This is a genomic window from Blastomonas sp. RAC04, from assembly GCF_001713435.1.
Classification (GTDB): domain Bacteria; phylum Pseudomonadota; class Alphaproteobacteria; order Sphingomonadales; family Sphingomonadaceae; genus Blastomonas; species Blastomonas fulva.
The window spans coordinates 2,733,944-2,757,249 of the sequence record NZ_CP016460.1 but is presented as its reverse complement, the minus strand read 5'-3'; the positions used below and the strand labels follow the sequence as shown (position 1 = coordinate 2,757,249).

General features: G+C 65.2%; 27 protein-coding genes. 13 read left to right on the top strand and 14 right to left on the bottom strand.

Translation table 11 applies throughout. From position 1 onward, the window contains the following. Window positions 1–35: 35 nt before the first annotated feature. The 4 genes from BSY18_RS13905 to BSY18_RS13890 all read left to right on the top strand — a co-directional run bounded on the left by BSY18_RS13905 (window position 36) and on the right by BSY18_RS13890 (window position 3,315). The gene (locus BSY18_RS13905; RefSeq protein WP_069050917.1) at window positions 36–1,772 is read left to right on the top strand and encodes an acyl-CoA dehydrogenase; all 1,737 of its coding nucleotides are present in this window, start codon (window positions 36–38) and stop codon (window positions 1,770–1,772) included. Between the two features lie 128 nt (window positions 1,773–1,900). Beyond that, window positions 1,901–2,734, top strand: coding sequence for a DUF815 domain-containing protein (locus BSY18_RS13900; RefSeq protein WP_069050916.1), 834 nt, complete (start codon window positions 1,901–1,903; stop codon window positions 2,732–2,734). Window positions 2,735–2,789: 55 nt separating this feature from the next. Further along, complete coding sequence (locus BSY18_RS13895; protein ID WP_069050915.1) at window positions 2,790–3,053, top strand: BrnT family toxin; 264 nt, start codon at window positions 2,790–2,792, stop codon at window positions 3,051–3,053. Then, on the top strand, window positions 3,040–3,315 hold the full coding sequence (locus BSY18_RS13890) for a BrnA antitoxin family protein (RefSeq protein WP_069050914.1): 276 nt from the start codon (window positions 3,040–3,042) through the stop codon (window positions 3,313–3,315). Before BSY18_RS13895 ends, BSY18_RS13890 begins: the two co-directional genes overlap by 14 nt. A 5-nt stretch (window positions 3,316–3,320) precedes the next feature. On the opposite strand, the gene BSY18_RS13885 is transcribed toward BSY18_RS13890, so the two are convergent. The 13 genes from BSY18_RS13885 to flgB all read right to left on the bottom strand — a co-directional run bounded on the left by BSY18_RS13885 (window position 3,321) and on the right by flgB (window position 13,735). Then, a complete protein-coding gene (locus BSY18_RS13885; protein ID WP_069050913.1) occupies window positions 3,321–4,298 on the bottom strand; it encodes a flagellar motor protein MotB in 978 nt (325 codons plus the stop codon). A 3-nt stretch (window positions 4,299–4,301) separates the two neighbouring features. Further along, a complete protein-coding gene (motA, locus tag BSY18_RS13880; protein ID WP_054135677.1) occupies window positions 4,302–5,165 on the bottom strand; it encodes a flagellar motor stator protein MotA in 864 nt (287 codons plus the stop codon). Window positions 5,166–5,301: 136 nt separating this feature from the next. Then, window positions 5,302–6,153 (bottom strand): flagellin, encoded by an 852-nt coding sequence (locus BSY18_RS13875; protein WP_054135676.1) that lies wholly within the window; start codon window positions 6,151–6,153, stop codon window positions 5,302–5,304. A gap of 17 nt (window positions 6,154–6,170) precedes the next feature. Further along, a complete protein-coding gene (gene flgK, locus BSY18_RS13870; protein WP_069050912.1) occupies window positions 6,171–7,502 on the bottom strand; it encodes a flagellar hook-associated protein FlgK in 1,332 nt (443 codons plus the stop codon). After that, window positions 7,499–7,855, bottom strand: coding sequence for a rod-binding protein (locus tag BSY18_RS13865; RefSeq protein WP_150126391.1), 357 nt, complete (start codon window positions 7,853–7,855; stop codon window positions 7,499–7,501). The genes flgK and BSY18_RS13865 overlap by 4 nt, the downstream gene beginning before the upstream one ends. 5 nt (window positions 7,856–7,860) lie before the next feature. After that, a complete protein-coding gene (locus BSY18_RS13860; RefSeq protein WP_054135674.1) occupies window positions 7,861–8,979 on the bottom strand; it encodes a flagellar basal body P-ring protein FlgI in 1,119 nt (372 codons plus the stop codon). A gap of 11 nt (window positions 8,980–8,990) precedes the next feature. Then, on the bottom strand, window positions 8,991–9,683 hold the full coding sequence (locus BSY18_RS13855; RefSeq protein WP_054135673.1) for a flagellar basal body L-ring protein FlgH: 693 nt from the start codon (window positions 9,681–9,683) through the stop codon (window positions 8,991–8,993). A 153-nt stretch (window positions 9,684–9,836) separates the two neighbouring features. After that, window positions 9,837–10,628, bottom strand: coding sequence for a flagellar basal-body rod protein FlgG (flgG, locus tag BSY18_RS13850; protein ID WP_054135672.1), 792 nt, complete (start codon window positions 10,626–10,628; stop codon window positions 9,837–9,839). A gap of 21 nt (window positions 10,629–10,649) precedes the next feature. Next, complete coding sequence (locus BSY18_RS13845) at window positions 10,650–11,393, bottom strand: flagellar basal body rod protein FlgF (protein ID WP_054135671.1); 744 nt, start codon at window positions 11,391–11,393, stop codon at window positions 10,650–10,652. Between the two features lie 48 nt (window positions 11,394–11,441). Then, window positions 11,442–12,272, bottom strand: a complete 831-nt coding sequence (locus BSY18_RS13840; protein WP_069050911.1) for a flagellar hook-basal body complex protein — start codon at window positions 12,270–12,272, stop codon at window positions 11,442–11,444. A 54-nt stretch (window positions 12,273–12,326) separates the two neighbouring features. After that, window positions 12,327–12,980 carry a flagellar hook assembly protein FlgD gene (locus BSY18_RS13835; protein WP_054135669.1) on the bottom strand — a complete coding sequence of 218 codons (654 nt, stop codon included), beginning with the start codon at window positions 12,978–12,980 and terminating at the stop codon, window positions 12,327–12,329. Further along, complete coding sequence (gene flgC / locus BSY18_RS13830) at window positions 12,977–13,381, bottom strand: flagellar basal body rod protein FlgC (RefSeq protein WP_054135668.1); 405 nt, start codon at window positions 13,379–13,381, stop codon at window positions 12,977–12,979. Before flgC ends, BSY18_RS13835 begins: the two co-directional genes overlap by 4 nt. Window positions 13,382–13,384: 3 nt before the next feature. Further along, window positions 13,385–13,735 carry a flagellar basal body rod protein FlgB gene (flgB, locus tag BSY18_RS13825; RefSeq protein ID WP_069050910.1) on the bottom strand — a complete coding sequence of 117 codons (351 nt, stop codon included), beginning with the start codon at window positions 13,733–13,735 and terminating at the stop codon, window positions 13,385–13,387. Window positions 13,736–13,979: 244 nt separating this feature from the next. Here flgB and BSY18_RS13820 point away from each other — a divergent pair, with 244 nt between their 5' ends. From BSY18_RS13820 to BSY18_RS13785, 8 genes are all read left to right on the top strand, one after another. After that, window positions 13,980–14,681 (top strand): MotA/TolQ/ExbB proton channel family protein, encoded by a 702-nt coding sequence (locus BSY18_RS13820; protein WP_069050909.1) that lies wholly within the window; start codon window positions 13,980–13,982, stop codon window positions 14,679–14,681. After that, a complete protein-coding gene (locus BSY18_RS13815; RefSeq protein WP_069050908.1) occupies window positions 14,678–15,175 on the top strand; it encodes a hypothetical protein in 498 nt (165 codons plus the stop codon). Before BSY18_RS13820 ends, BSY18_RS13815 begins: the two co-directional genes overlap by 4 nt. Window positions 15,176–15,232: 57 nt before the next feature. Further along, window positions 15,233–15,790 (top strand): hypothetical protein, encoded by a 558-nt coding sequence (locus BSY18_RS13810; protein WP_069050907.1) that lies wholly within the window; start codon window positions 15,233–15,235, stop codon window positions 15,788–15,790. Between the two features lie 115 nt (window positions 15,791–15,905). After that, on the top strand, window positions 15,906–16,193 hold the full coding sequence (flgM, locus tag BSY18_RS13805; protein ID WP_054135663.1) for a flagellar biosynthesis anti-sigma factor FlgM: 288 nt from the start codon (window positions 15,906–15,908) through the stop codon (window positions 16,191–16,193). Continuing rightward, complete coding sequence (locus tag BSY18_RS13800; protein ID WP_054135662.1) at window positions 16,193–16,501, top strand: hypothetical protein; 309 nt, start codon at window positions 16,193–16,195, stop codon at window positions 16,499–16,501. Before flgM ends, BSY18_RS13800 begins: the two co-directional genes overlap by 1 nt. A 308-nt stretch (window positions 16,502–16,809) precedes the next feature. Beyond that, on the top strand, window positions 16,810–17,607 hold the full coding sequence (locus tag BSY18_RS13795) for a flagellar biosynthesis protein FlgJ (RefSeq protein ID WP_069050906.1): 798 nt from the start codon (window positions 16,810–16,812) through the stop codon (window positions 17,605–17,607). Between the two features lie 5 nt (window positions 17,608–17,612). Further along, window positions 17,613–19,736 carry a flagellar biosynthesis protein FlhA gene (gene flhA, locus BSY18_RS13790; protein WP_069050905.1) on the top strand — a complete coding sequence of 708 codons (2,124 nt, stop codon included), beginning with the start codon at window positions 17,613–17,615 and terminating at the stop codon, window positions 19,734–19,736. Window positions 19,737–19,782: 46 nt separating this feature from the next. Next, window positions 19,783–20,508, top strand: a complete 726-nt coding sequence (locus tag BSY18_RS13785; RefSeq protein ID WP_054135659.1) for a sigma-70 family RNA polymerase sigma factor — start codon at window positions 19,783–19,785, stop codon at window positions 20,506–20,508. A 301-nt stretch (window positions 20,509–20,809) separates the two neighbouring features. Here the strand turns inward: BSY18_RS13785 and BSY18_RS13780 are convergent, their stop codons facing one another. After that, complete coding sequence (locus tag BSY18_RS13780) at window positions 20,810–21,625, bottom strand: flagellin N-terminal helical domain-containing protein (protein ID WP_054135658.1); 816 nt, start codon at window positions 21,623–21,625, stop codon at window positions 20,810–20,812. A gap of 370 nt (window positions 21,626–21,995) precedes the next feature. Here BSY18_RS13780 and BSY18_RS13775 point away from each other — a divergent pair, with 370 nt between their 5' ends. Then, on the top strand, window positions 21,996–23,294 hold the full coding sequence (locus BSY18_RS13775) for a sigma-54 interaction domain-containing protein (protein ID WP_069050904.1): 1,299 nt from the start codon (window positions 21,996–21,998) through the stop codon (window positions 23,292–23,294). Window positions 23,295–23,306: the final 12 nt, after the last annotated feature.

Sequence of the window (23,306 nt, the reverse complement as noted above, 5' to 3'; positions counted from 1 at the left end):
CAGCGCGAGGACGCAAGGCACAGCAGGGAAAAGACATGACATTCAGCGCACCGACCACCGAACAGCTGTTCGTGCTCAAGACCATCACCGGCATCGAGGAGCTGGCGTCGTTCGAACGCTTTGCCGAGGCGACCCCCGATCTGGTCGAGGCGATCGTCGAGGGCGTGGGCGAGTTTGCGGCGGGCGAGTTCGCGCCGCTGTACCGCATCGGCGACACCGTGGGCGCAAGGCTGATCGATGGCGCGGTGAAGATGCCCGAAGGCTTTCGCGACGCGTATCAGCATTATGTCGAGGCCGGATGGAGCGCGCTGAGCGCTCCTGCCGATCATGGCGGCCAAGGCCTGCCGTTTTCGCTCGCCACCGTCGCGCTGGATTCGCTGGGCGCGGCCAACATGGCGTTCGCGCTCTGCCCGATCCTCACCGTCGGCGCGATCGAGGCCCTGCACCATCATGGCAGCGCCGAGCAGCAGGCGCTGTATCTCCCCAGGCTCGCGACCGGCGAGTGGACCGGCACGATGAACCTCACCGAACCGCAGGCGGGCAGCGATGTGGGGGCCTTGCGCGCCACCGCCACCCCGCGCGGCGACGGCACCTATGCGATCAAGGGGCAGAAGATCTACATCTCGTTCGGCGACCATGACATGGCCGACAACATCATCCATCTGGTGCTGGCGCGCACCCCCGATGCGCCTGCGGGCACCAAGGGCATCTCGCTGTTCCTCGTCCCCAAGTACCGGCTCGATGCAGACGGCAATCCCGGCGAGGCGAACGGCGTCAAGACCGTGTCGATCGAGCACAAGATGGGGATCAACGCCTCGCCCACCTGTGTGCTGCAGTTCGGCGAGGAAGGGGAAAGCATCGGCGAACTGATCGGCCCCGAATTCGGCGGAATGCGCGCGATGTTCACGATGATGAACAACGCGCGGCTGAACGTTGGCCTGCAGGGCGTGCAGATCGCCGAGGGCGCGACGCAGAAGGCGATGTGGTTCGCGCGCGAGCGCGTGCAGTCGGCGCGCGCCGGTGGCGGCCGCGATCCCGTCGCGATCATCGAGCATCCCGATGTGCGGCGCATGCTTCTGCGGATGAAGGCGGGCACCGAGGCGATCCGGGCGCTGCTCTATTTCGCATCGGGCTATGTCGACCGCGCGAACCTGGGCGTCGACGGCGCGCGCGACATGGTCGATCTGCTGACCCCGCTCGCCAAGACCTATGGCACCGACATGGGCAGTGAGATCGCCTCATTGGGCGTGCAGGTGCATGGCGGCATGGGCTATGTCGAGGAGACCGGCGCGGCGCAATATTACCGCGATATCCGGATCGCGCAGATTTACGAGGGCACCAACGGCATCCAGGCGGCGGACCTTGTCGGGCGCAAGCTGGGCATGGGCGGCGGCGATGTCGTGCGCTCGCTGATCGCCAATGTGCAGGCCGATTGCGGCAACCATCCTGCGCTCTCGGCGCTGGCGGGCGATTGCGCCGAGGTCACCGAATACATGGTGGGCGCGAGCGTCGATGACCGGCTCGCGGGAAGCTATCCCTATTGCACGATGATGGCGGTGATGACGAGCGGCTGGCTGATGCTCAAGCAGCAACGCGCCGCCGAGGCGATGCTGGACGCAGGCGAGGGCAATGCCGACTTCCTCAGCGCCAAGCTGGTCACGACGCGTTTTTATCTGGATCGCATGGTGCCCGAGGCAAGCGGGCTGAAGGCCGCGGCGATGGCTGGCGCGGAGCTGCTTTACGCGCTCGATGCCGAAGCCCTGGCGGGGTGAGGGGTTTCTGTCTCCGAACGCCTTTTCCCGTCATTCCCGCGAACGCGGGAATCCCGCTTCTGCGCTTTGTGCCGAGAAGGCAGCGGGACCCCCGCCTCCGCGGCGGTGACGAAAATGGGGACTAGGACATGACTGACCCCACCGACCCACTCGCCCGCATCGCCGCTGCGCTCGAGCGCATGGCGCCGCCGCCGCTGCCGCCGACAGACTGGAACGCCGCGCCTGCCTATGTCTGGAGCGGGGCCACCGTGCTTGCGGTGCGCGACCTGCGGGCCGTCTCCCTCGACCGGCTGGTCGGCATCGATGCGCAGAAGGCGAGCCTTGCCGAAAACATCCGGCGTCATGCCGCCGGGCTCCCTGCGCACGACGCGCTGCTCTGGGGCGCGCGCGGCATGGGAAAGTCGGCCTTGGTCAAGGCGGCGGTCGCCGCGCTGCAGGCGAAAGACGCACCCATCGCGCTGGTGCAGGCAGGCGGCGGACCCGACGCGCTCGCCACGCTCCCCGCCTTGTTCGACCAGCTCGGCATCATCGAGCGTCGCTTTGTCGTGTTCATCGACGATATCGGCTTCGACGGGCCCGAGGCGAGCAGCGCGGCGCGGTCGCTTCGCTCGCTGCTGGAGGGCGGCGCAATGGCACGCCCCGGCAACGTCCGTCTTGCCGTCACCTCCAATCGCCGCGCGATCGTCGAGCGGCATATGAGCGAACAGGACGATCCGCTCAACCCGCGCGATGCGGTCGACGACCGGATGGCGCTCGCCGACCGGTTCGGGCTGAGCCTCGGCTTCCATGCCTGCGATCAGGACACATACCTCGCGATGATCGCTGGCTATGCGCAGGCGTATGGTCTGCATTTCGACACCGAAGACGCACTGCGCTGGTCAAAACAGCGCGGTGCCCGCTCGGGCCGCATCGCCTGGCACTATGTCGTCGAACTGGCCGGGCGCGCGGGGCGGGTGGTGTGATCGACGGCGATGGACGCGTCTTGCGCGTGGCTTAAATTGCATCTACATTAAATAGGTGGAAATCACCTGGGACCCCGCAAAAGACCGGCTGAACGTGGCCCAGCATGGGCTGTCGTTTGAAGATTTTGCAGGTTTCGATACCGACCCCGAAATCCGTGTGGATGACCGGTTCGACTATGGCGAGATCCGATACCGTGCCTTTGGTCGGATCGATGGCCAGGGCCACTGCATTGTCTTCACGCAAACCGATGGTGGATTTCGCCTGATCAGTTTTCGCCGGGCCCATGAAAAGGAAATGCGCCGATATGAGCAAGCCTAAACCTCCCCACGATTTCGATGAAAATCCGGAATGGACCGAGGAAGATTTCCGACTTGCCCGGCCAGCCGATGAATTGTTCGACGCTGAACGGATCGCGCTTCTCGTGCGCCAGCCGGGCAGGCCGAAAGGCTCTACCAAGGCTGATTCCAAGCAGCAGGTGGCCTTGCGCCTCGATCGTGACGTGATCGAGAAGTTCAAGGCGGCCGGACCGGGCTGGCAGACCCGGATGAACGATGCCCTGCGCCGCGCAGCCGGGCTTTAGTCTTCCTATTTCTTCGGCACCGGTGCCGGTACCGGCCTTGAGGGCAGGGCAGGCGCGGTCGATCCGCCCGAGCTTCCGGGCAGAGGTGCTCCCGATGCACCAGCCGCGCCGGCTGCGCTGCCCGTAAAGGCGAGTGTGATCGACATGCGGCGGTTGGCAGGATCGTTGCGGTCCTGCGGGTTGAACGGCTCCTTGTCGGCCACACCCTCGATCCGCGCGACCTGGCCGGGGTTGATCCCGCCCACCACCAGCGCCTTGCGGGTCGCCTCGGCGCGCGCGGTCGAGAGCATCCAGTTGTTCATTGTCTTGCCCGAGGCATAAGGCAGCGCATCGGTGTGCCCGCGGATGATCACCGGATTGGGCATGCCGTTGATGACCTGCGCCACCTCGCGCAGCAGTTCGGCGGCCTTGGGCACCAGTGCGTCGGTGGACAATGCGAACATGCTGAAGTCCGCCTCGTCGACCAGATCGATGCGCAGGCCCTCGCGCGTGTCGGTGAAGCGGACGTTCTTCATCAGCTTCTGCAGGTCCTTGCGGGCCTCAAGGCGCTGTTCGATCTCTTTCTTCAGCTGCTCGAACTGCGCCTGCTGCGCGCTGCGTGCCGCCTTGCCCTTGTCGTCATTGGTGCCGGTTGCATCCTGCGGAATGGTGATCGCTCGGGTGCCGGTCTGTGACGCGCGCTTGGCATAGCTGTCGCGGTCGACGATCGATTCGCCGCCGAACAGGCCGTTGGTGCCCGCGCTACCGTTCTTCAGCTGCACCATCGTGGGCGCGAAATAGTCCGCAATCGCCTTGCGGTCCTTTTCCTCGGTGGCGCCAAGCAGCCACATCAGCAGGAAGAACGCCATCATTGCGGTCACGAAGTCGGCATAGGCCACCTTCCATGCACCGCCGTGATGGCCGCCATGGCCTTCCTCGATGATCTTCTTGACGATGATCGGGCGAACATTCTCGACCGGATCGGGCTTGCGCTTGGCGGCCATGGCTTAACGACCCCGCATGCCGTCGAACACGTCGGCGAACGTTGGCTGGTTGGCATGGCCCAGGCTCGAGCGCGCGGCCTCGATAACCAGCGGCTGCGGGTGGCCGTGCAAGGATGCGATGATGATCTGCTTGGCGACGTGGTACATCGCGCCATCGGCCTCGATCACCTGGCGGCAGCGGTTGGCAAGCGGACCGACCAGGCCATAGGCCAGGAAAATCCCCAGGAACGTTCCCACCAGTGCCGAACCGATCATCTCGCCCAGAATGGCGGGCGGCTTGTCGATCGAGCCCATCGTCTTGACGATGCCGAGAACCGCCGCGACGATGCCCAGAGCGGGCAGCGCATCGGCGAGGTTCTGCAGGCCGTCGGCGGGTGCGATGGCTTCATGATGGTGGGTCTTGATCGCCTGATCGACGACGTCCTCCACCGCGTGCGGATCGAGCTGGCCCGACGAGACGACGACCAGACGCAGCGAATCGCAGATCAGGTGGACCAGCGTCGAATCCTTGAGCAGCGTGGGATATTCGGAAAACACCGGCGAGCTGGCCGGATCCTCGATATGCGGTTCCAGTGCCACCGGGCCTTCCGTGCGCAGCATCTTCATCAGCTTGGACACCAGGAAGATGCAGTCGAGAAAATCCTGCTTCTTGTATTTGGAGCCCTTGAACGCCGTCATGACGCCGCCGCCGATGGCCTTGAGGTGCGATCCGGAGTTGCCGATCAGCATGGAGCCCGCAGCTGCGCCGCCGATGATCATCATTTCCAGCGGCAAGGCGTGCAGGATGACGCCCATGCTGCCCCCGGCGATGATGAAACCGCCGAACACCATGACAATCAGGACGACAAAGCCAATAGCAGCGAACATGGCGGTTCCCTCGATCCGATAAATCGCACCACGAAGGTGGCGCAATTGGGCCGCAAATCGGCCCGTTCAGATCGTAGAACGGCTTTCGCCAGTCGTGGTTAAGGGCAAAACAGGGTTAATAAATAACGATTTTTCGTTAACGGAGATAATCGAACAGGTTCTGTTGCGATATCTGGCCGTAAACCGCCTGGGTTGCCTGCAGATTGGTCATCAGCGACTGCAGCCGGGTCAAAGCCTCGGTGACATTGGCATCCGAAAGCTCCGATCGGCGCCCGGCAAGCGACAATTTGCTCTGTTCGAGCTGGTCGCGGGTCGATTCCAGCGTGGTGCGGACCACGCCCTGCTGGGTGAGCAGCTGGGTCATCCGGTTGAGCGCGCCATCGAGCGCGTTGAGCTGCGCGGCGCGATCCGCGCCATCGCCATTGCGGATCGAGTCTGCGGTCGCGGCCATGATCTCGTCGAGCGAGGCTGTCGCCCCGCCGCCCACGGGAATTCCCTCGCGCACCGTATCCAGATTGGGGGACGCCACCGTGGTGCGCCCGTCGCTGATCGGCACACGGATCGGCGGACCGCTGCCGAACAGCTGGCCGCCATAATTGTCGCGCTGGTTGAGCGCATCACCGAAGTCCGAGGCAAGCCCGTCCACTTCCAGCGCCAGCGATTCCGGATCGGTGGGAGAGATCGTGCCCGAATTGGCCTGGAGCAGCAGCTCGCGCGTGCGGATCAGGCCGCTGACGATGGTGTTGAGACTGGCCTCGGCCTGGCTCGCGCGGGTTTCGGCGCGGCCCAGGTTGTTGGTCCACGCCGCTTCGTTGGTCTGGAACTGCGAGATGTTGGCGACTTCCAGCCATGCCTTGGGATCGTCGGACGGCCGGGCGACCCGGCTTTCGCCGCCCACCAGCGCCTGTTGCTTGGCGATCAGCTGGCTCAACTGGATCTGCTGGGCGACAGCCTCGGGAGCACGGTAGCGGTTCACTGACTGGACCATGTTATCTTATCCCGGCCTCAAAAAATCGACAGAATGGACTGGAGCGTTTCACGCGCGATCTGGATCACGCGGGCCGACGCTTCATAGGCCTGTTGCAGCCGGATCAGGTCGGCGGCTTCGCGGTCGAGCTCGACCCGCGACACGCTGTCGCGCTGCCTGCGCGCGCTGCTGTCGAGCGCGGTGGCGGCGGCGGCCTCGCTGCGGATCGAGGCGAGCGCGGTGGCGTGGCCTGCCATGAAATTGTTCCAGCGCGTCTCTACGCCGTCTGCGGTGCGCAGTGCCGGCATGTTCAGCAGATTGCCGTTGGGCGCGCCATCGGCGCTGGCCAGCGCCAGATCGGCGATCGCGGTGGTGGTGACTGCCAGCGTCGAAACGCCACCGGTCATCGCGAGCAGCGGACCGCCTGCGGTGCCTGCATCGGTGCGGCCATTGGCCTGCCAGGCGTTGACGTCGTCGACATACTGGCGGGCAAGCGCCTCCAGTTCGGTCAGCCGGGTCTGCGCGGTCGCGCCCGCGCGGCTGAGCCCTGCGAGCGATCCGTTGCTGGGCGAGCGCGCTGCGTTGCCGTCGATCAGGATGCCCAGGCTGCCATCGGCATTGGTGGCGACCGTGACGGTAGAGGCGATGTTGACCCCGGCCAGCGTCTGGCCGTCATAGGTCACGGTGGCGGTGCCGTTGCCCGAAAGCGCGACGGTGGCGTCCAGCTTCTCGCTGATCACCGCGAGCATCGAATCGCGCGCGTCGAGCAGTCCGGCATGCGCATCGGTGCCCACCGGGGTGCGGGTGATGTTGAGGTTGATCTCGTTGAGGTTCTCGAGCGCCGAATTGAGCGTCAGCGCTTCGAGATCCGCGGTCTGGCTCACCTGGTCGCGGGTCAGCTCGAGGCTCCGCGATGTGCGGCGGAACGAATCGACCACCGACTCCATCTCGCTCAGGAAGGTCAGCCTCAGCGCGCTGTCGAACGGGGCTGCGGCCAGTTCCTCGCCGCGACCGAAAAAGCTGTTGAGCCGGGTACCGACATTGGACCCGGCATTGTCGAGATTGGTCTCGATCCGCTCCATCCAGCTGGCCTGGGTCTCGGTGCGGATGCGCGAGGCGCCCGACTGGCGGACCTGCGCCTCGAGAAACTCGTCCGACGAGCGTGAGACGCTGTCGATCCGTACGCCGTTGAGCCCGGTCTGCGCGCTGTAAAGCGGGTTGAGCTTGCCCGACACGGTTGCGTCGGCAAGCAGCGTGGTGCGGCGGACATAATCGGGGTTCTCCGCGTTCGCGATGTTGTGCGACACGGTTTCCATCGAGCGCGCATAGGCTCGCAGGCCCGAACGGCCGATGCCCAGCAAGTCGCTCATTTGTCATCCACCCCGAACTGCTTGAGCACCATCTCGGCAATACCGAAGCTCTGCTTGCCGGCCATGTCGTCGGCAAGCCGCGAATCCATGAGGTCGCGGAACTGGTTGCCGGCGTCGGACCCCAGCAGCGTGTCGCCCTTGGTGGCGCTGCGCATCGCGCCGATCATCTGGCGCAGGAACACCGCCTCGAACGATTCGGCAGCCTTGCGCAGTTCCTGCGTCCTGGCATCGCCGGTCGCACCGGCTGCAGCAGACGCGGTCGTGGATGCGGCACCGGCAGCGGACGCGGCGGGCTTGCCGAGCGGCAGCGCAGCGCTGGTGCGGGCCAGCGGGAACGCGGCAGAGGCGGGCATCACGGTCACAGTATCACCAGCTCCGCCTTCAGAGCGCCGGCCTGCTTCAATGCTTCCAGGATCGCGGCCAGATCACTGGGCGATGCACCGATGGCATTGATGGTCTCGACAATCTCCGACAAGTTTGCACCTTTTGTGATCTCGAACGCCGGGTTGGTCTGTTCTTCGATTTCGATCTGGCTGCGCTGTTCCACGGCGGTCTGGCCATCGCTGAAGGGCGCGGGCTGAACGACAGTCGGGGCTTCCTGCACTTTCACGGTCAGCTTGCCATGGCTGACTGCGGCAGGGCTGATCCGCACTGCGCCATTGATAACGACCGTGCCGGTGCGGGCATTAACAATTACTTTCGCTGCGGCCTCTGCCGGGGTGACCGCGATATTCTCGATCCGGGACATCATCAGCACGCGCTCCTGCGCGGTGACGGGCGCTGCGATGCGCACCGAGACCGCGTCATTTGCGACCGCGAGCGCATAGCCGAACTGGCTGTTGATCGCATCGGCGACGCGCATCGCGGTGGTGAGGTCTGCATCGGTCAGGTTGAACAGCAGATAGGGAGTCTGCTCGAAGCCGGTCTCGACCACGCGTTCGACCGTGGCGCCCGCAGCGATGCGGCCCACCGAGGGAATGTTGACGACGGTGTTGGAGCCGTCCGCGCCGGTCACGCCCAGCCCGCCCACGGCGAGGTTGCCCTGCGCCATGGCATAGATCTGGCCGTCGGCACCGAGCAGCGGCATCATGATCAGCGTGCCGCCGCGCAGCGACTTGGCCTGGCCGATCGCGGACACGGTGACATCCAGGCGCTGGCCGGGCTTGGCCATCGGTGGCAGCTCTGCCGTCACCATCACGGCAGCGGCGTTGCGGGTGGCCGGGTTGAGCCCCGGCGGCAGCGACAGGCCGAAGCGGTTGGTCACGCCGCGCATCGCCAGCGTCGCATATTGCAGATTGTCGTCGCCGGTGCCCGGAAGCCCCACGACGATGCCATAGCCGGTGAGCTGGTTGGCACGAAGGCCCTGGAATCCGCCCAGATCCTTGATCCGCTCGGCATGAGCAGGCTGCACGGCCGCCAGCAGTGCCAGCGCCAGCGCGGTCAGCGCGCGAACCATTTGGGGGAAGGAAAGGGTCATGTCAGTGGCCTTCAAAACGGACTGATGATTTCGAAGAAGCGCTGCAGCCAGCCCTTCTGGCTGGCGCGGGCGATTTCGCCGCTGCCGCCATAGATGATCTGGGCATTGGCGACGCGCGAGGACGGGATGATGTTTTCCGGACCGATATCGACCGCGCGGACGATGCCGCTGAAACGGATATGCTCCGAACCCCTATTGAGGCTGATCAGCTTCTCACCGCGCACCAGCATGGTGCCGTTGGGATAGACCTCGGCGATGGTGACGGTGACCTGGCCCTGCAGCGAATTCGACTGTTGCGCGGTGCCGGCGCCCTGGAAGGTGGTGTTGCCGCCCATGCCGATATCGCTGGGGTTGAAGAAGCTCAGCGGGCCGGTGGCAGGCGGGGTGATGCCGATGCTGCCGTTGCGATCGGTGTTGGCGCCGTTCGACTTGGCCGCCTGGGTGCGCTCGACCAGAGCGATGGTCAGCACATCGCCCACCATCCCGGCGCGCGCGCCGTTGGTCAGCGCCGAATAACCGTTGCTCGCCTGGAAGATCGCGCCATTGGGCACAGCCGGCGCCGGACGCGGCATCGACAGGGTCGGTGCGTACTCCGGATCGGGCTGGATCGGCTGCTTCTTCTTCTTGGCGTAGGCGGGGGAGGCGGACATGACGAGCGAAAGCGCGATGGCTGCGACCATACCGGCGCGAGCTGGCGAACGCATTTTCTCCACTCCCGCTTGCGGGAGGGGCAGGGCTGGCGCAGCAAAAGCGCGGGCGTCCCCCTGCGACGCGCCCTGCGAGCACCCCTCCCGCAAGCGGGAGGAGAGAGGGGGCACGATGCCGTGGTTATTGTTGCTGCGCGTCATTTAATATCCTCAACCCATCTGCTGGTTGGCGAACTGGAGCATTTCGTCCGTCGCCTGGATCATCTTGGAGTTGACCTCATAGGCGCGCTGGGTCTCGATCATGTCGACCAGCTCCTCGACGATGTTGACGTTCGATCCCTCGAGCGCGCCCTGGCGCACCTTGCCGCGGCCCTCCAGCCCGGCAGCGCCGGTGACGGCGGGGCCGCTGGCTGCGGTCTGCGCGAGCAGGTTGTCGCCCAGCGACTGCAGGCCCGCCGGATTGACGAAGCTGGCGATCTCGATCTGGCCGAGCTCGCTGGGTTCGGCCTGTCCGGCCAGCGTGGCCGAGACCATGCCGTCGGCACCGATGGTGATTCCGGTGACGCCGGGCGGGATTTGGATGTTGGGGACGACCGGCAGGCCTTCGGGCGTGACCAGCAGACCTTCGGCGGTCTGGTTGAAATTGCCCGCGCGGGTGAAGGCGAAGCTGCCATCGGGAAGCTGGACCTGGAAATAGCCATTGCCCTCGATCATCAGATCGAGCGCGTTGTTGGTGATCTGCGCCGAGCCCTGGGTGTCGATGCGGCTGGTGCCGGCGACCTTCACACCGGTGCCGACCGAAAGCCCGGTGGCATAGCGGTTCTGCGCATCGGCGCGCGCACCCGGCGCGATCTGCTGCTGATAGGCCAAAGTCTCGAAATTGGCGCGGTCGCGCTTGAAACCGGTGGTGTTCACGTTGGCCAGGTTGTTGGCGATGACGCGCATCTTGGTGTTCTGCGCGTCCAGCCCGGTGCGGGCGACCTGAAGGGCTCCGTTGCTCATCTCAATTCACTCCGTTGGGGGTCAAGCGGGCATCTGCATGATGCGCGCGCCGCTATCGTCCATTTCCTGCGCGGTGGTCAGCATCTTGACCTGGGTCTCCCAGGCGCGGCTGGCCTCGATCATGTCGACCAGCGACTGGGTCATGTTGACGTTCGATCCTTCCAGCGCGCCGGTGGTGACGCTGGCATCGGGGTCATCGGGCAGCACGCCATCGCCGGGCACGCGAAACAGGTTGTCGCGGCCCTTCTTGATCTCGCTGCCCTGCGGGCTGACCAGCTTCAGTCGGCCCGCCTCGATCGGCTGGGCCGGATCGCCGCCGACCGGAACGATCGAGATCGCCCCGTTCGAGGCGATGGTGATCCTGTCGGCAGAGGGCAGGGTGATCGGACCGTTCTGGCCGAGCACCGGGTGGCCGTCGCCGGTGGTGAGCAATCCGGTCTCGTTGACCACCAGATCGCCGCGCCTTGTATAGGCTTCGGCGCCGTCGGCGGCCTGGACCCCCAGCAGCGCATCGCCGTTGAGCGCGATGTCCAGCACCCCGCCGGTGTTCTCGATCGTGCCACCGTTCATGTCCGCGCCGATCACCGCCTCGCTGGTGGAGACGCGGCTGTCGAGCCCTTCGCCCTGGATATACAGCGCGCGGGCGTTGACGATCTCGGCACGAAAACCGGTGGTATCGGCATTCGCCATGTTGTTGGCGATGGCCGTCTGCCGGTTCATGATGCCCTGCATGGCCTTCAGGTTGGTGTGGATCATCTTGTCCATGTCAGGGCACCGTGTCTTGAGGTGGAAAGGTCAGTCACTCAGCCGTCATCAGACCTGGAGGTTGACGATCGTCTGGGTCATGTTGTTGGCGGTTTCGATCGCCTGGGCGTTCGCCTGGAAGTTGCGCTGCGCCGCGATCAGCGCGACGAGCTCTTCGGTCAGGTCGATGTTCGCCGCTTCCAGCGTGCCCGAACGGACGGTGCCCAGCGGGCCGTTGCCGGCCTGGTTGAGCAGCGCGACGCCCGAATCTCCGGTTGCCTGCCAGTGCGAATCGCCGATCGGGCGAAGGCCCTCGACCGCGGCGAAGCTTGCCATCGCAACCGCGCCCAGACGGGTCTGGCTGCCGTTGGAGAAGGTCGCGGTGACCGCGCCGTCATCGGCGACAGTTATGTTGGAGAGCACGGCGGACGGATCGTTGGGATCGGTCTGGGGCAGCACGAAATCGAACATGTCGGCATTGGCGGTCGAGGTGACCTGGCCTGCGGCGTTGACCGGCAGCAGCTGCACCTTGTTGCCGGTGTTGTCGACGACTTCGCGGTCGACATTGACCGAGAACGAGCCGTTGCGGGTATAGCTCTGTGCCTCGCGCGGGGGCTGGCCCTTGACGACGAAGAATCCGTCGCCGGCGACCGCCAGATCGAGCGTGCGATCAGTCGAGTTGAGCGAGCCCTGCGTGAACTGCTGGACGATGCCGTTGAGGCGCACGCCCTGGCCGGCGACCGACTTGGTGCTCTGCGTGGGCGCGGATGCGAAAAGATCGCCAAAGGCGGCACGGCTCTTCTTGAAGCCGATCGAGTTGCCGTTGGCGATGTTGTTGGAAACGACCGAAAGATCGGTCTGGGCCGCTTTCAGGCCGCTCAGCGAGGTGACGAAGGACATTTGGGCTTACTCCTCAGTGAAATCTGGATCGTGGATAAGGGGAAGGAAATCTTGTCAGCCGATGCGTCTGGCGCTGGCGGCGGAGATGTTGCCTGCCGGGGTCACCAGCATGGCTTCTGCACCGTTGCTGCTGGATTCGACCGCCGTCACAGGCAGCCAGACCGACATCGTGGCGGGCGCTGCGCCGGTGACGCGGACCTTGAGCGCGCCGACATCGACCGGGTTTCCGGCGTCGTCCTGGCTGATCAGCTCGAACGGCACCTTGCCCGCATTGACGTTGCCCAGCTGCTGGGTGTGGACCACTTCGCCTGCGGCATTCAGCCATTCGACTGCGACATTCTGTGCAGGCGCATTGACGGTGAATTCGCCGCGATAGCGGCCCTCGGCATCGGCATGCGCGGTGTCGCCATCCTGCAGCACCGACCGGCCGATGAAGCTTGCGGCCTCCGACAGCCGCGAGGTGCCGAAGCCGCCCGCGATGGCCTTGAGCGAGGCGTTCATTTCGGAAATGCCGGCAACCTGGCTGAACTGCGCCATCTGGCCCACCATCGCCTGGTTGTCGACCGGATCGAACGGATCCTGGAACTTGAGCTGCGCGGTCATCAGCTTCAGGAACGCGGCCTGGCCGAGCGATTCCTGGCTGTTCTTGGCGGCAACCGTCTGCGTCTTGGTCTGGGTGGTGGCAAAATCGCCTGCAATCGTCGTCATTTGCCCATCCTTACGGTATCGAGGATCAGCGACTTGGCGGTCTGCATCACCTGCACGTTGTTCTGGTACTGCCGGGCGGTCTCGAGCATATCGATCAGCTCGGCGGTCTCGTCGACACCGGCATCCCAGACATAGCCTTCCTCGTCCGCCAGCGGGTTGGTCGGGTCGTGCCGCTTGACCGGCTTGATGTCCGACTGGATCACCTTGTCGACCTGCACGGTGGCGACGCCGGGGCTTTCCTCGATGGTCTTGAACACCGGCTTGATCGCGCGATAGGCCTCGGCCTCGCTCGAATAGGTGGTGCGCGCATTGGCGAGGTTAGACGCGGTGGTGTTGAGCCGCGACAGCTGCGCCGACATCGCCCGTCCGGAAATGTCGAAGATGTTCATGGGGCCTGGCATGGCTTATTCTCCCTTGATCGCGCGGGTCAGCGTCGCGACGCGGCCCTCAAGGAACGACAGGGTGGTCGAATAGCCGATGGCGTTTTCGGCAAACAAAGTCTGCTCGGTGGAAAGCTCCACCGTGTTGCCGTCCATCGAAGGCTGCAGCGGAACGCGATAGCCCGCATTGTCGCCCAGCGCCGCGTCCAGGCTGTCGCCACCCTGCACACGCTGCATCGCCTTGTCGAAGTCCAGGTCGCGCGCCTTGTATCCGGGCGTCGCGGCATTGGCGATGTTCGATGCCAGCATCGACAGCCGCTGCGATCGCAGCTGCAGCGCCGTGCCGTGCATTCCAAAAAGCCTGTCTGCCCCCATGGGACCAATCCTCTTAACCAATGGCTGCATCTGCCGTCATAAGCGATGGACAGAATGCGTCGCCCAATGGGTAAGCAATGGCCGTGCCATTTTGCGGAAAGCTTGGTTTTCCGTGGATTTCATGGGGTGCGCAGCCGGGCCAGCCGGGCGCGCCCAGGGCCATGCGGCAGGTTTTTGCCGGTCGGGCGGCAGGTTTTTGCCGCTCTGGCCGGGTTGCGCAATCGGGGGTTGAACAGGACAGATCATGACGATTGCCGCCTTTCTCGATCCGATGGCGCTGGGCTGCGTCGCAGGCGGCAGCTTTGCCGTCGCCTGGGTGCAGAACGGCACGGCGGCGGCGCTCAGCGGCTTTTCGGCGCTGCGCCGCGAATTGTGGATCAAGGTGCAGGACCAGGCCGATGCAGGGCACCGCGCGGTGCTGCGCATCGAGCACACGGTCGAAAGCCGCGGCATCAGCTGCGCAGACCGAGTCAAGGCAGGCGGCGCGTTCGTCTCCGCCGCCGCCGATGCCATGGCCAACAACCGCTCGCTCGACGGCTTTCAGGCAGCCATGCTGCGGCTGGGCGCGCATCGCCGCGCGCGGCTGACCGCGATGGTCCGCTTCTGGGAAAATGTCGCCGATTGCGCGCCGGCCATGGGGATGCTGGGCACCGTCGTCGGGCTGATCCTGCTGTTCGGCAATGTCTCGGACGCCGCCTCGATCGGCCGCGCGATGGCGGTGGCGCTGCTTACCACTTTATATGGGCTGGTGCTCTCCAACCTGATCGCAGGGCCGATCGCGCAGCGGCTGGCGCGGATCGCCAGCGAGCAGATCGGCTGGGAAGAGGACGCCGCGCGCCGGCTGATCGAGATCGGCCGTCGCGAATATCCCGACATCACCGCCAGCGGGCTGTGCGTCGCGACCGAAGAGCCGCGCACGGTGCGGACGCCTGCCGTGCCGTCATGACCCCCGCGCAGCGCACCACCGTCTCGTTTCTCGACCTCGCCCTGATCATGACCGGGGTGATGGCGATGATCGCCAGCGTGGGCGATCGGCACCCGGCGGTGGCAGAAGCGCTGGCCGACAGCTTCGGCAGCAGCGCACCGGCATCGGCCGAGCGCGTCACGCTCAAGCTCGCCAGGCTGTTCGAGCCGCAGGAGGCACGGCTGACCGATCAGGGCGTGGCGGATATCACTGCCTTGGGGGTCAGGGCTCGCCCTGCCGAAAGCAAAACTGTCGAAATCGGCATCATGGTGCCGGTGGTGGCCGAAAAGGGCGCCTCGCGGCTCGACAGGTGGGAGCTCGCCGCTGCGCGCACTGCGGCGATCATGCGCGTGCTCGCGGACCAGGGCGTCGCCGACAGCGCGATGGTCCCCGATCTGGCCCGCCCCGGCACCGGCTCTGCCGGCAGCGAGCGCGATGTCACGCTCACGCTGCGCGCAACTGCGCCCCGGCAATAGCGGAATTCTGGCACGGACCTTGCTGTGATTGTTCCGACAGTCATCAAAGGACCGCTTATGTTCGCTCCCAAATCCGCACTGGCCGCGCTGGCCCTGATCCCGGCCCTCGCCATATCCGCGTCGGCCACGGCGCAGCCCCAGACACCGGGGATGCAGAATCTGGGCGAGATCGACGTTCTCGTCGCCGCCACCATGGGCGCAGAGGTCGGACAGCCGGGCGGCGCACGCGCGCTGGTCGACCGCCGCCTCAAGCTCAAGGCCTGCCCGGTGGCGCTGGAGATCACCGGCCCCGACATGGGCGCTGCCGCGGTGCGCTGCCCGACGCTGGGCTGGCGCATCCGCGTTCCGCTCGATCTTGCCGCCGAACCTGCTCAGGCGAGCGCCTCGCGCGCGCCGCTGCAGCGTGGGGCCGCAGGACTGGGCCAGGAAGGCATCAAGCGCGGCGAGCCGATCCTGCTCACCGTCGAGCGCCCCAGCTTCTCGCTGTCGCGGGTGATGATCGCCGACAAGGACGGCCGCGTGGGGGAGGTTATTCCGGTGCGCGACGAACCCAGGGGCAAGCCGATCTTCGTGCGGATCATCGAACCGGGCCGCGCCACCATTCTTGGTAACTAAACCGTTCACCAATGCGGGCCAGACCGCGTTAACCTTTTGTCAAAAATTCGCCTTAAGCAATTCAGGCCAAGGCCGTTAAAGGACGTAAGTCATGCTAGAACGAGGTCTTTATTCCATGTCCCGCATTACAGCCTATGGCAGTCCGGCGCTCGGCGCGACCCGCAAGAGCGGTGCGACCGAGAAGTCCGTAGAGGCCGCAGCCGTCGCTGCGCCCACGGACAACACCGTGCGCAACGCGCCCACCACCACCAGCTTCGCGCAGGTCGCGGCATCGTCCGCGCCGATCGATGAGGGCCGCGTCGCCGCGATCCGCGATGCGCTCGCCAATGGCAGCTATGTCATCGATGCCGAAAAGCTTGCGGCCAAGATGATCGAACTCGACCTCGGCGTAGTCGCGAACTGATGCAGGGCGATCTGCTTGAGCGCTTCGCCGACACGCAAAGCGCGCTGATCGCAGCCCTGGATGCAGGCGATACCGCCGCGATGATCGCGCACACCCGCGATCTGGGCGGCATCACCGACGCGCTGCGCAATCAGGGGGTGCTGCGCGCGGACACCAGCACCCGCAGCCAGCTCGACAGCCTGCTGAAGTTCAACACCGCCGCCGCCCAGCGGCTGCGCTTCCTGCGCGACCATGTCGAACGCCGCGTCGCGGAGATCCAGGGCGAGGAAGCCTACAGCACCTACAGCGCGCCGGTTCGCCGAGCGTAACTTTCTGATATAACGCTGCTTTTGGCCCTTCATCCGGTACCGGATGGAGGGCTTTTTCGTGTTGTTTCCCTCTCCCCTACCGCTTGCGGGAGGGGTGGCCGCAGGCCGGGGTGGGGCTGAGAATATGTGAATCCTTCTGAGGGCCGTGCTCCCAGCCCACCCCGGTCCGGCAATCCGGACCTGCCCCTCCCGCAAGCGGTAGGGGAGACAGTTGCTCTGCGATCTCCCCCCTGGCCCGACTGCCCCTCACACCCCACAAATTGGCACAGGTCTTGCTGATACATCTCCAGAACCTCTGGAGACTCGTTTTGTCCTCGTATCTTGGCAGTGTCGGCAGCAATGGAGATCGCGTTACCCGCGCGATCGCCACGTCTGCGCGCCGCACCGGCGTGGATTTCACCTATCTGATGGGCCAGGCGCGCATCGAAAGCGGCATGAATCCGGACGCCAAGGCCTCGACCTCGTCCGCCACCGGCCTGTATCAGTTCATCGACCAGAGCTGGCTTGGCGTCGTCGACAAACACGGATCCAAGCACGGGCTGGACTGGGCGGCAAACGCCATCCAGCGCGACGGCAAGGGCCGTTACCGCGTGGCCGATCCCGAAACCCGCCAGGCGATCCTTGCCCTGCGCAAGAATCCCGAGGTTGCCGCGCTGATGGCGGGGGAATTTGCCTCCGACAACCGCCAGTATCTAGAAGGCAGCCTGGGCCGTCAGGCCGCGCCAGTAGATCTGTATCTCGCGCATTTCCTGGGCCCCGAAGGCGCCCGCCAGTTCCTCGCCGCGCATGATGCCAACCCCGATGCAGCAGCCGCGCCCCAGTTCGGCCGCGCAGCCCAGGCCAACCGCACCATCTTCTACGACCGCTCGGGCAACCCGCGCAGCTTTGCCGAGATCCGCGGCCGCTTTGCCGACAAATTGGGCGGAGCGGCAAATGGCGGCGGCAGCCGCTTGCCGCGCGAAGGCAATGACCTGCCGCAGGTGCAACCTGCAGATTACGTCCGGCTCGCCAATGCGCGCGCTGCCCGACCCGAAATGACCGCCAGCCTTGGCGGCAATGACAATGCGCGGCTGGCTTACATGCTGCTCGCCGCGATGGGAGCCTGAATTTCATGACACCTGCGCCCAACACTTCCGTCAGCAAACTCGGTGGCATCCTTGCCATGTCGCGCGGCGCGATCCTGCCGCTCACGACCCTGCTGCTGGTGGTGTTCCTGATTTTGCCGGTGCCTGCCCTGGTGCTCGACATCGGGTTCATCTTCAACATCATGATCAGCCTTGCGGTGCTGATGGTGGCGCTGAACGTCACCAAGCCGCTCGACTTTTCCAGCTTCCCCACGGTGCTGCTGTTCGCGACCTTGCTGCGCCTCGGCCTCAACGTCGCCTCGACCCGCGTCGTGCTGGTCAACGGGCATGAAGGCGGCGCGGCGGCGGGCCATGTCATCGAGGCGTTCGGCAGCCTGCTGATCGGTGGCGACTATATCGTCGGCATCTTCGTGTTCGCGATCCTGATGATCATCAACCTCGTCGTGATCACCAAGGGCGCAGGCCGCGTGTCCGAAGTCTCGGCGCGTTTCACCCTGGATGCGATGCCCGGCAAGCAGATGGCGATCGACGCCGATCTCAACGCCGGACTGATGACGCCCGAGGAAGCTAAGGCCCGCCGGGTCGAGGTCGCCACCGAAGCCGATTTCTACGGTTCGATGGATGGTGCGTCCAAGTTCGTGAAGGGCGATGCGGTTGCAGGCGTGCTGATCCTGGTGGTCAATATCGTCGGCGGCATCATCCTGGGTATGGTCAGCCATGGCCTGTCGATCAGCGAGGCCGCATCCAACTACACCATGCTCGCCATCGGCGATGCGCTGGTGGCGCAGGTGCCTGCGCTGCTGCTGTCGATCGCCGCCGCTTCGATCGTCACCCGCGTCAATTCGCCGTTCGATCTTCCCGGCCAGATCTCGGGCCAGTTCGGCATCGCCAAGGCCTGGGTGCCGGTGGCCGCGATCCTCGGCATCATGGGCCTGCTGCCCGGGATGCCGCATCTGATCATCCTGCCCGCCGCTGCGGTTGCCGGGTTCATCGCGTGGAAGCTGTCGCGGCCCAAGCCGGTGGTGATCGAGGACGCTGCCCCCGCTGCGCCCGAAAATCCCAATGCCATCGACTGGCAGGACGTCTCGGATGGCGCGATGCTGGGGATCGATGTCGGCTATGGCCTGGTGCCCTTGGTCGACGAACGCCGCGATGCGCCGCTGATGCGCCGCGTCACCGGCATCCGCAAGCAGATCTCCAAGGAACTCGGCTTCGTCATCCCGCTGGTGCGGATCAAGGACGACATGAGCCTGCCCGCCAACCATTATCGCATCACCATCGGCGGCACCATCGTTGCCGAGGACGAGATCTGGCCCGACGATCTGCTCGCGCTCGACAGCGGCGATATCGATACCCCGATCGAAGGCCGTCCGTGCAAGGACCCCACCTTCGGCATGGATGCGGTGTGGATTTCTTCCGACATGCGCGCCGAGGCGATCGTCGCCGGCTATACCGTGGTCGATGCCGCCACCGTGATGGCGACGCATCTCAACCAGATGGTCCGCCTCAACGCCGCGCAATTGTTCGGCATGGACGAGACCAAGAAGCTGCTCGAGACGCTCAAGGAAAGCTCGCCCGAGCTGGTCGACGGCCTTACTCCGCAGCCGCTCTCGCTGTTCACTATCTCCGCCGTGTGCCGCGAGCTGCTGCGCGAGGGCGTGCCGCTGCGCGACTTCCGCCGGATCTGTTCGGCAATGGTCGAGGCGGCGGGCGAAGGCACCACCGTTCCCCAGATCGTCGAGGGCGTCCGCCAGCGGATCGGCTCGATCATCATCCAGTCGCTGGTGCCTGTGAACCTGCCTTTGCCCGTGGTGACGCTGGATGCCGAGCTCGAAACGCTGCTCGCCCAGTCGCTTCGCGTCGCTGGCGATGCTGCCTTCCCGATCGAGCCCGGACTTGCCCAGCGCATCCTGGGAGCGATCGAGCAGGCTGCACGACCGCTGATGCTGGAGCAGCGCAACTACGCGCTGGTCACCTCGCCGCTGGCGCGCAAGCCGCTCGCCGATCTGCTGCGCCCGCGCTTCCCCGATACGCCGGTGCTCTCGTTCCGCGAGCTGCCCGACGACAAGCCGGTCGAGGTGGTCGCAACGGTTGGCGGGCAGACGCAATACCGCGCGCCCCAGGCCGAACATTCCTTCTCGCGCGGCTGATAGCCAGAGCCGCAGCCCGACATTCTCATGAAGCTGGACACATAATATGCAGCACATACCCATCGAGACGATCACTTATGGCCGCAAACCCGCCGCGATTGCGCCGGGCAAGCTGATCGAGGCGCATCTGCCCCTGGTCCGCAAGCTGGCCTGGCACGTCCGCGGCATGGCGCCGGGCGTGATCGAGATCGAGGACCTGATCCAGATCGGCATGGTCGCTCTGGTCGAGGCGGCGAACCATTACGAGGATCGCGGCCACGGCTTTGCGACCTATGCCAGCATGCGCATTCGCGGCGCACTGATCGATCATCTGCGCTCGTCGAGCAACATGTGCCGATCGGCGATGGATTTCCGCAAGAAATTGCGCCGGGCGCAGGAGCAATTGGTCCGCCAGCTGGGCCGCAACCCGACCGAGGCGGAAGTGGCCGCAGCGCTGGGCATGGATGCGGCGGAATACCGCATGCGCTCCGATGCCGCGCAGGACGTGCGCTTCGAATCGATGGACGAGGTCTATTCCGAACATTCGATGTGGTTTGCCGATCACGAGGATTCGGCCGAAACCCGGATGGAGGCGGACAACCTCAAGCAATTGCTCAATGCCAGCATCGAAACGCTCAAGGATCGCGAGAAGCTGATCCTGCAGCTGCACTATATCGAGGAAATGAACCTCGACGAGATCGGCCTGATCCTCGGCATCACCGCCGCGCGCGTCTGCCAGATCAAGAAGGCCGCGCTGGAAAAGCTGCGCAAGCGGCTGGCAAGCACGCGGTAATGATATAGCTCTCTCCCGTTGAGCTTCGCTCGCCTGCGGCCCGGGGGAGAGAAGCGAGACTTGGCAGCTTGCTGCGTAGTCGCAGCTGAGAGGGGCTGAACGTCCAGCGCATTCCCCTCTCCCAACCCTCTCCCCTCAAGGGGAGAGGGTCTAAAGCCCCAACCCCCAACAACGAAAAACCCCCTTCCCGTTGGACGGGGAAGGGGGTTGATCGGAATTCGAAAGGCTCAGGCCAGTGAGTTGTCGTAAAATGGCCGTTGCGGAGCCTATACGGTTGAAGTCGTCTGTTGTTCCCGACCGATTAACGGATCAGGCTCAGAACGCCCTGCTGGCTCTGGTTCGCCTGGGCGAGCATCGCGGTCGATGCCTGGCTCAGGATCTGCGCCTTGGCGAGCTGGGTCGATTCTTCCGAGAAGTTGGCGTCCTGGATGCGCGAACGCGATTCCGAGAGGTTGGTGACGCGGTTGACCAGGCTGGAGACGGTTGCCTGCAGACGGTTCTGCGCGGCACCCAGAGTTGCCTGAGCGGTCGTGATCGTGTCGAGCGCGGTGTCGAGCACGGTCAGGGCGCCGTCACCACCGGCAGCGGTGCCGATGTCGATCGCGTCGACGGCCAGGGTAGCGGCAGTGACGTCGGTCAGCGTGATGGCGACGGTTTCACCCGAGGACGATCCGGTCTGGACGTCGACGGTTGCGTTGGTGCCGTCGAGCAGGGCAACGCCGTTGAAGTCGGTGCGCGATGCGACGTCGTCGATCTGGAGGATCAGTTCGGCAACTTCAGCCTGCAGGTTGACACGGTCGGTGTCCTGCAGCGTGCCCGAAGCCGACTGAACCGACAGTTCACGCATACGCTGCAGCATGTTGACGATTTCGTTCATGCCGCCTTCTGCGGTCTGCGCCAGCGAGATGCCGTCGTTCGCATTGCGGACAGCCTGGTTGAGGCCGCGGATCTGCGAGGTCATGCGGGTGGCGATGGCGTTGCCGGCGGCGTCGTCGGCTGCCGAGTTGATGCGCTTGCCGGTCGACAGGCGGTCGATTGCCTTGGACAGGCTGTTCTGTGCAGTGGTCGAGGCATAGGATGCACGCATTGCCGCGACGTTGGTTCCGATAACAGTCATCTGTTGTTCCTTTCAGTTCTTGAACGGGGCGGCTCGGTCCCACCAAAGCGGCCTCGAAAGCGTTAACGGTGCAGGGCAGGGGGCATTAAGAAAAAAAATCGACACGTCCGTTCGGGCCGGTGCGAAAGGGAAGGCAAGGGGCGTCAATCCGCCGACACTTTCCCCATGCAGGTGTCAAAAATCCGTCACCGGTTCCTTGACTGCTCGCGTCAATAAAATGACGCGGGCGGGTGATGCCTTATATACAGGTGCCCCAGAGCCACGCTTTCCGGCCATTCCCCGCAATTGGCACAGGCCTTGCTAGAATAGTCTCTGCGGGGCCTCTCTTTAACGGCAGTCTCCGCGATCCATTAAGTCGGGGGACTGAAATATGATCGAATGCACACTGAGCGAGGCCGTTCGTACGAACCTGCCCATGCTCGAAAGCTGGCTCAAATCAGCCTGGATCAACCCGGTTGCGGTCGCCACGACCGCCGGTGCGGTCAAGGTTCTGATGGCGCAGGAAATCGCCTCGGCCAGCCATCGTGACATTCTTGTCGATCTCACGGATGGCGCACCGCAGCTGGTGCGCGCCGCCAACGGTCTTCCCGCCCGCATCGCCTTCGGCTTTGACGACATGCCGCTCGGCCTCGCGCTGATCGCCGAACTTCTGCGCGCCGGACGCGGTCCCGCCGTGGGCGAGCCTGCAATGGCCAAGCTGATGGGCTATGCCGCGCGCATCGCCCGCAGCGAGGCTGCGGTGCTGATCCAGGGCGAAACCGGCACCGGCAAGGAAGGCATGGCCCGTCTCGTGCATGACCAGAGCCCCCGCGCCAAGGGCCCGTTCATCGCGGTCAACTGCGCCGCGCTGCCCGAAACCATGGTGGAAGCCATCCTGTTCGGCCACAAGAAGGGTGCTTTCACCGGCGCATCGGCCGATGGCGAGGGCCTTTTCCGCGCTGCCGATGGCGGCACCTTGTTCCTCGACGAGATCACCGAGCTCCCGCTGGCGCTGCAGGCCAAGCTGCTGCGCGCGCTGCAGGAAGGTGAAGTCCTGCCCGTCGGCGAGACCCGTTCGGTCAAGGTCGATGTCCGCATCGTCACCGCCGCCAACCGCGATGCCGCCGATCTGGTGGCCGCGGGCGAATTCCGCGAAGACCTTTACTGGCGCCTCAACGTGATGCCGATCGCACTCCCCCGCCTTGCCGATCGCCGTCAGGATGTCCGCGCCATTGCCGCCGCCATGCTCATCCGCATGCAGAACGATGCCAGCGACTTTGCCTGGCTGAGCGCCGAAGCGCTGGAAACGCTGCAGGCGCACAGCTGGCCGGGCAACGCCCGCGAGCTGGGCAATGTGCTGCAGCGCGCTCTGGTGCTGCGCGATGGCGATGCCATCGAAGCCGAGGATCTGGGGCTTGCCCCGGTACGCCTGTTCACCGCGCCTGCCGCTGCACCTGCGCCCGCCGCATTCGGCCCGCGCGCCGATCCGGTGCCCGCCGCAGGCACGGTCAAGCTGATGCGCGCCGGCGATCTGCACAGCCTGTCGCGCGCTGTCGAACATGATGCGATCCAGCAGGCTCTGGACGAAAACGGCGGCAACCGCCGCGAAACCGCCCGCATGCTGGGCATCTCCGAACGCACCCTGCGCTACCGTCTCGCCAATATGCGCGAGCTGGCAGCTGCCGCGTGACCGGGGCGAGAG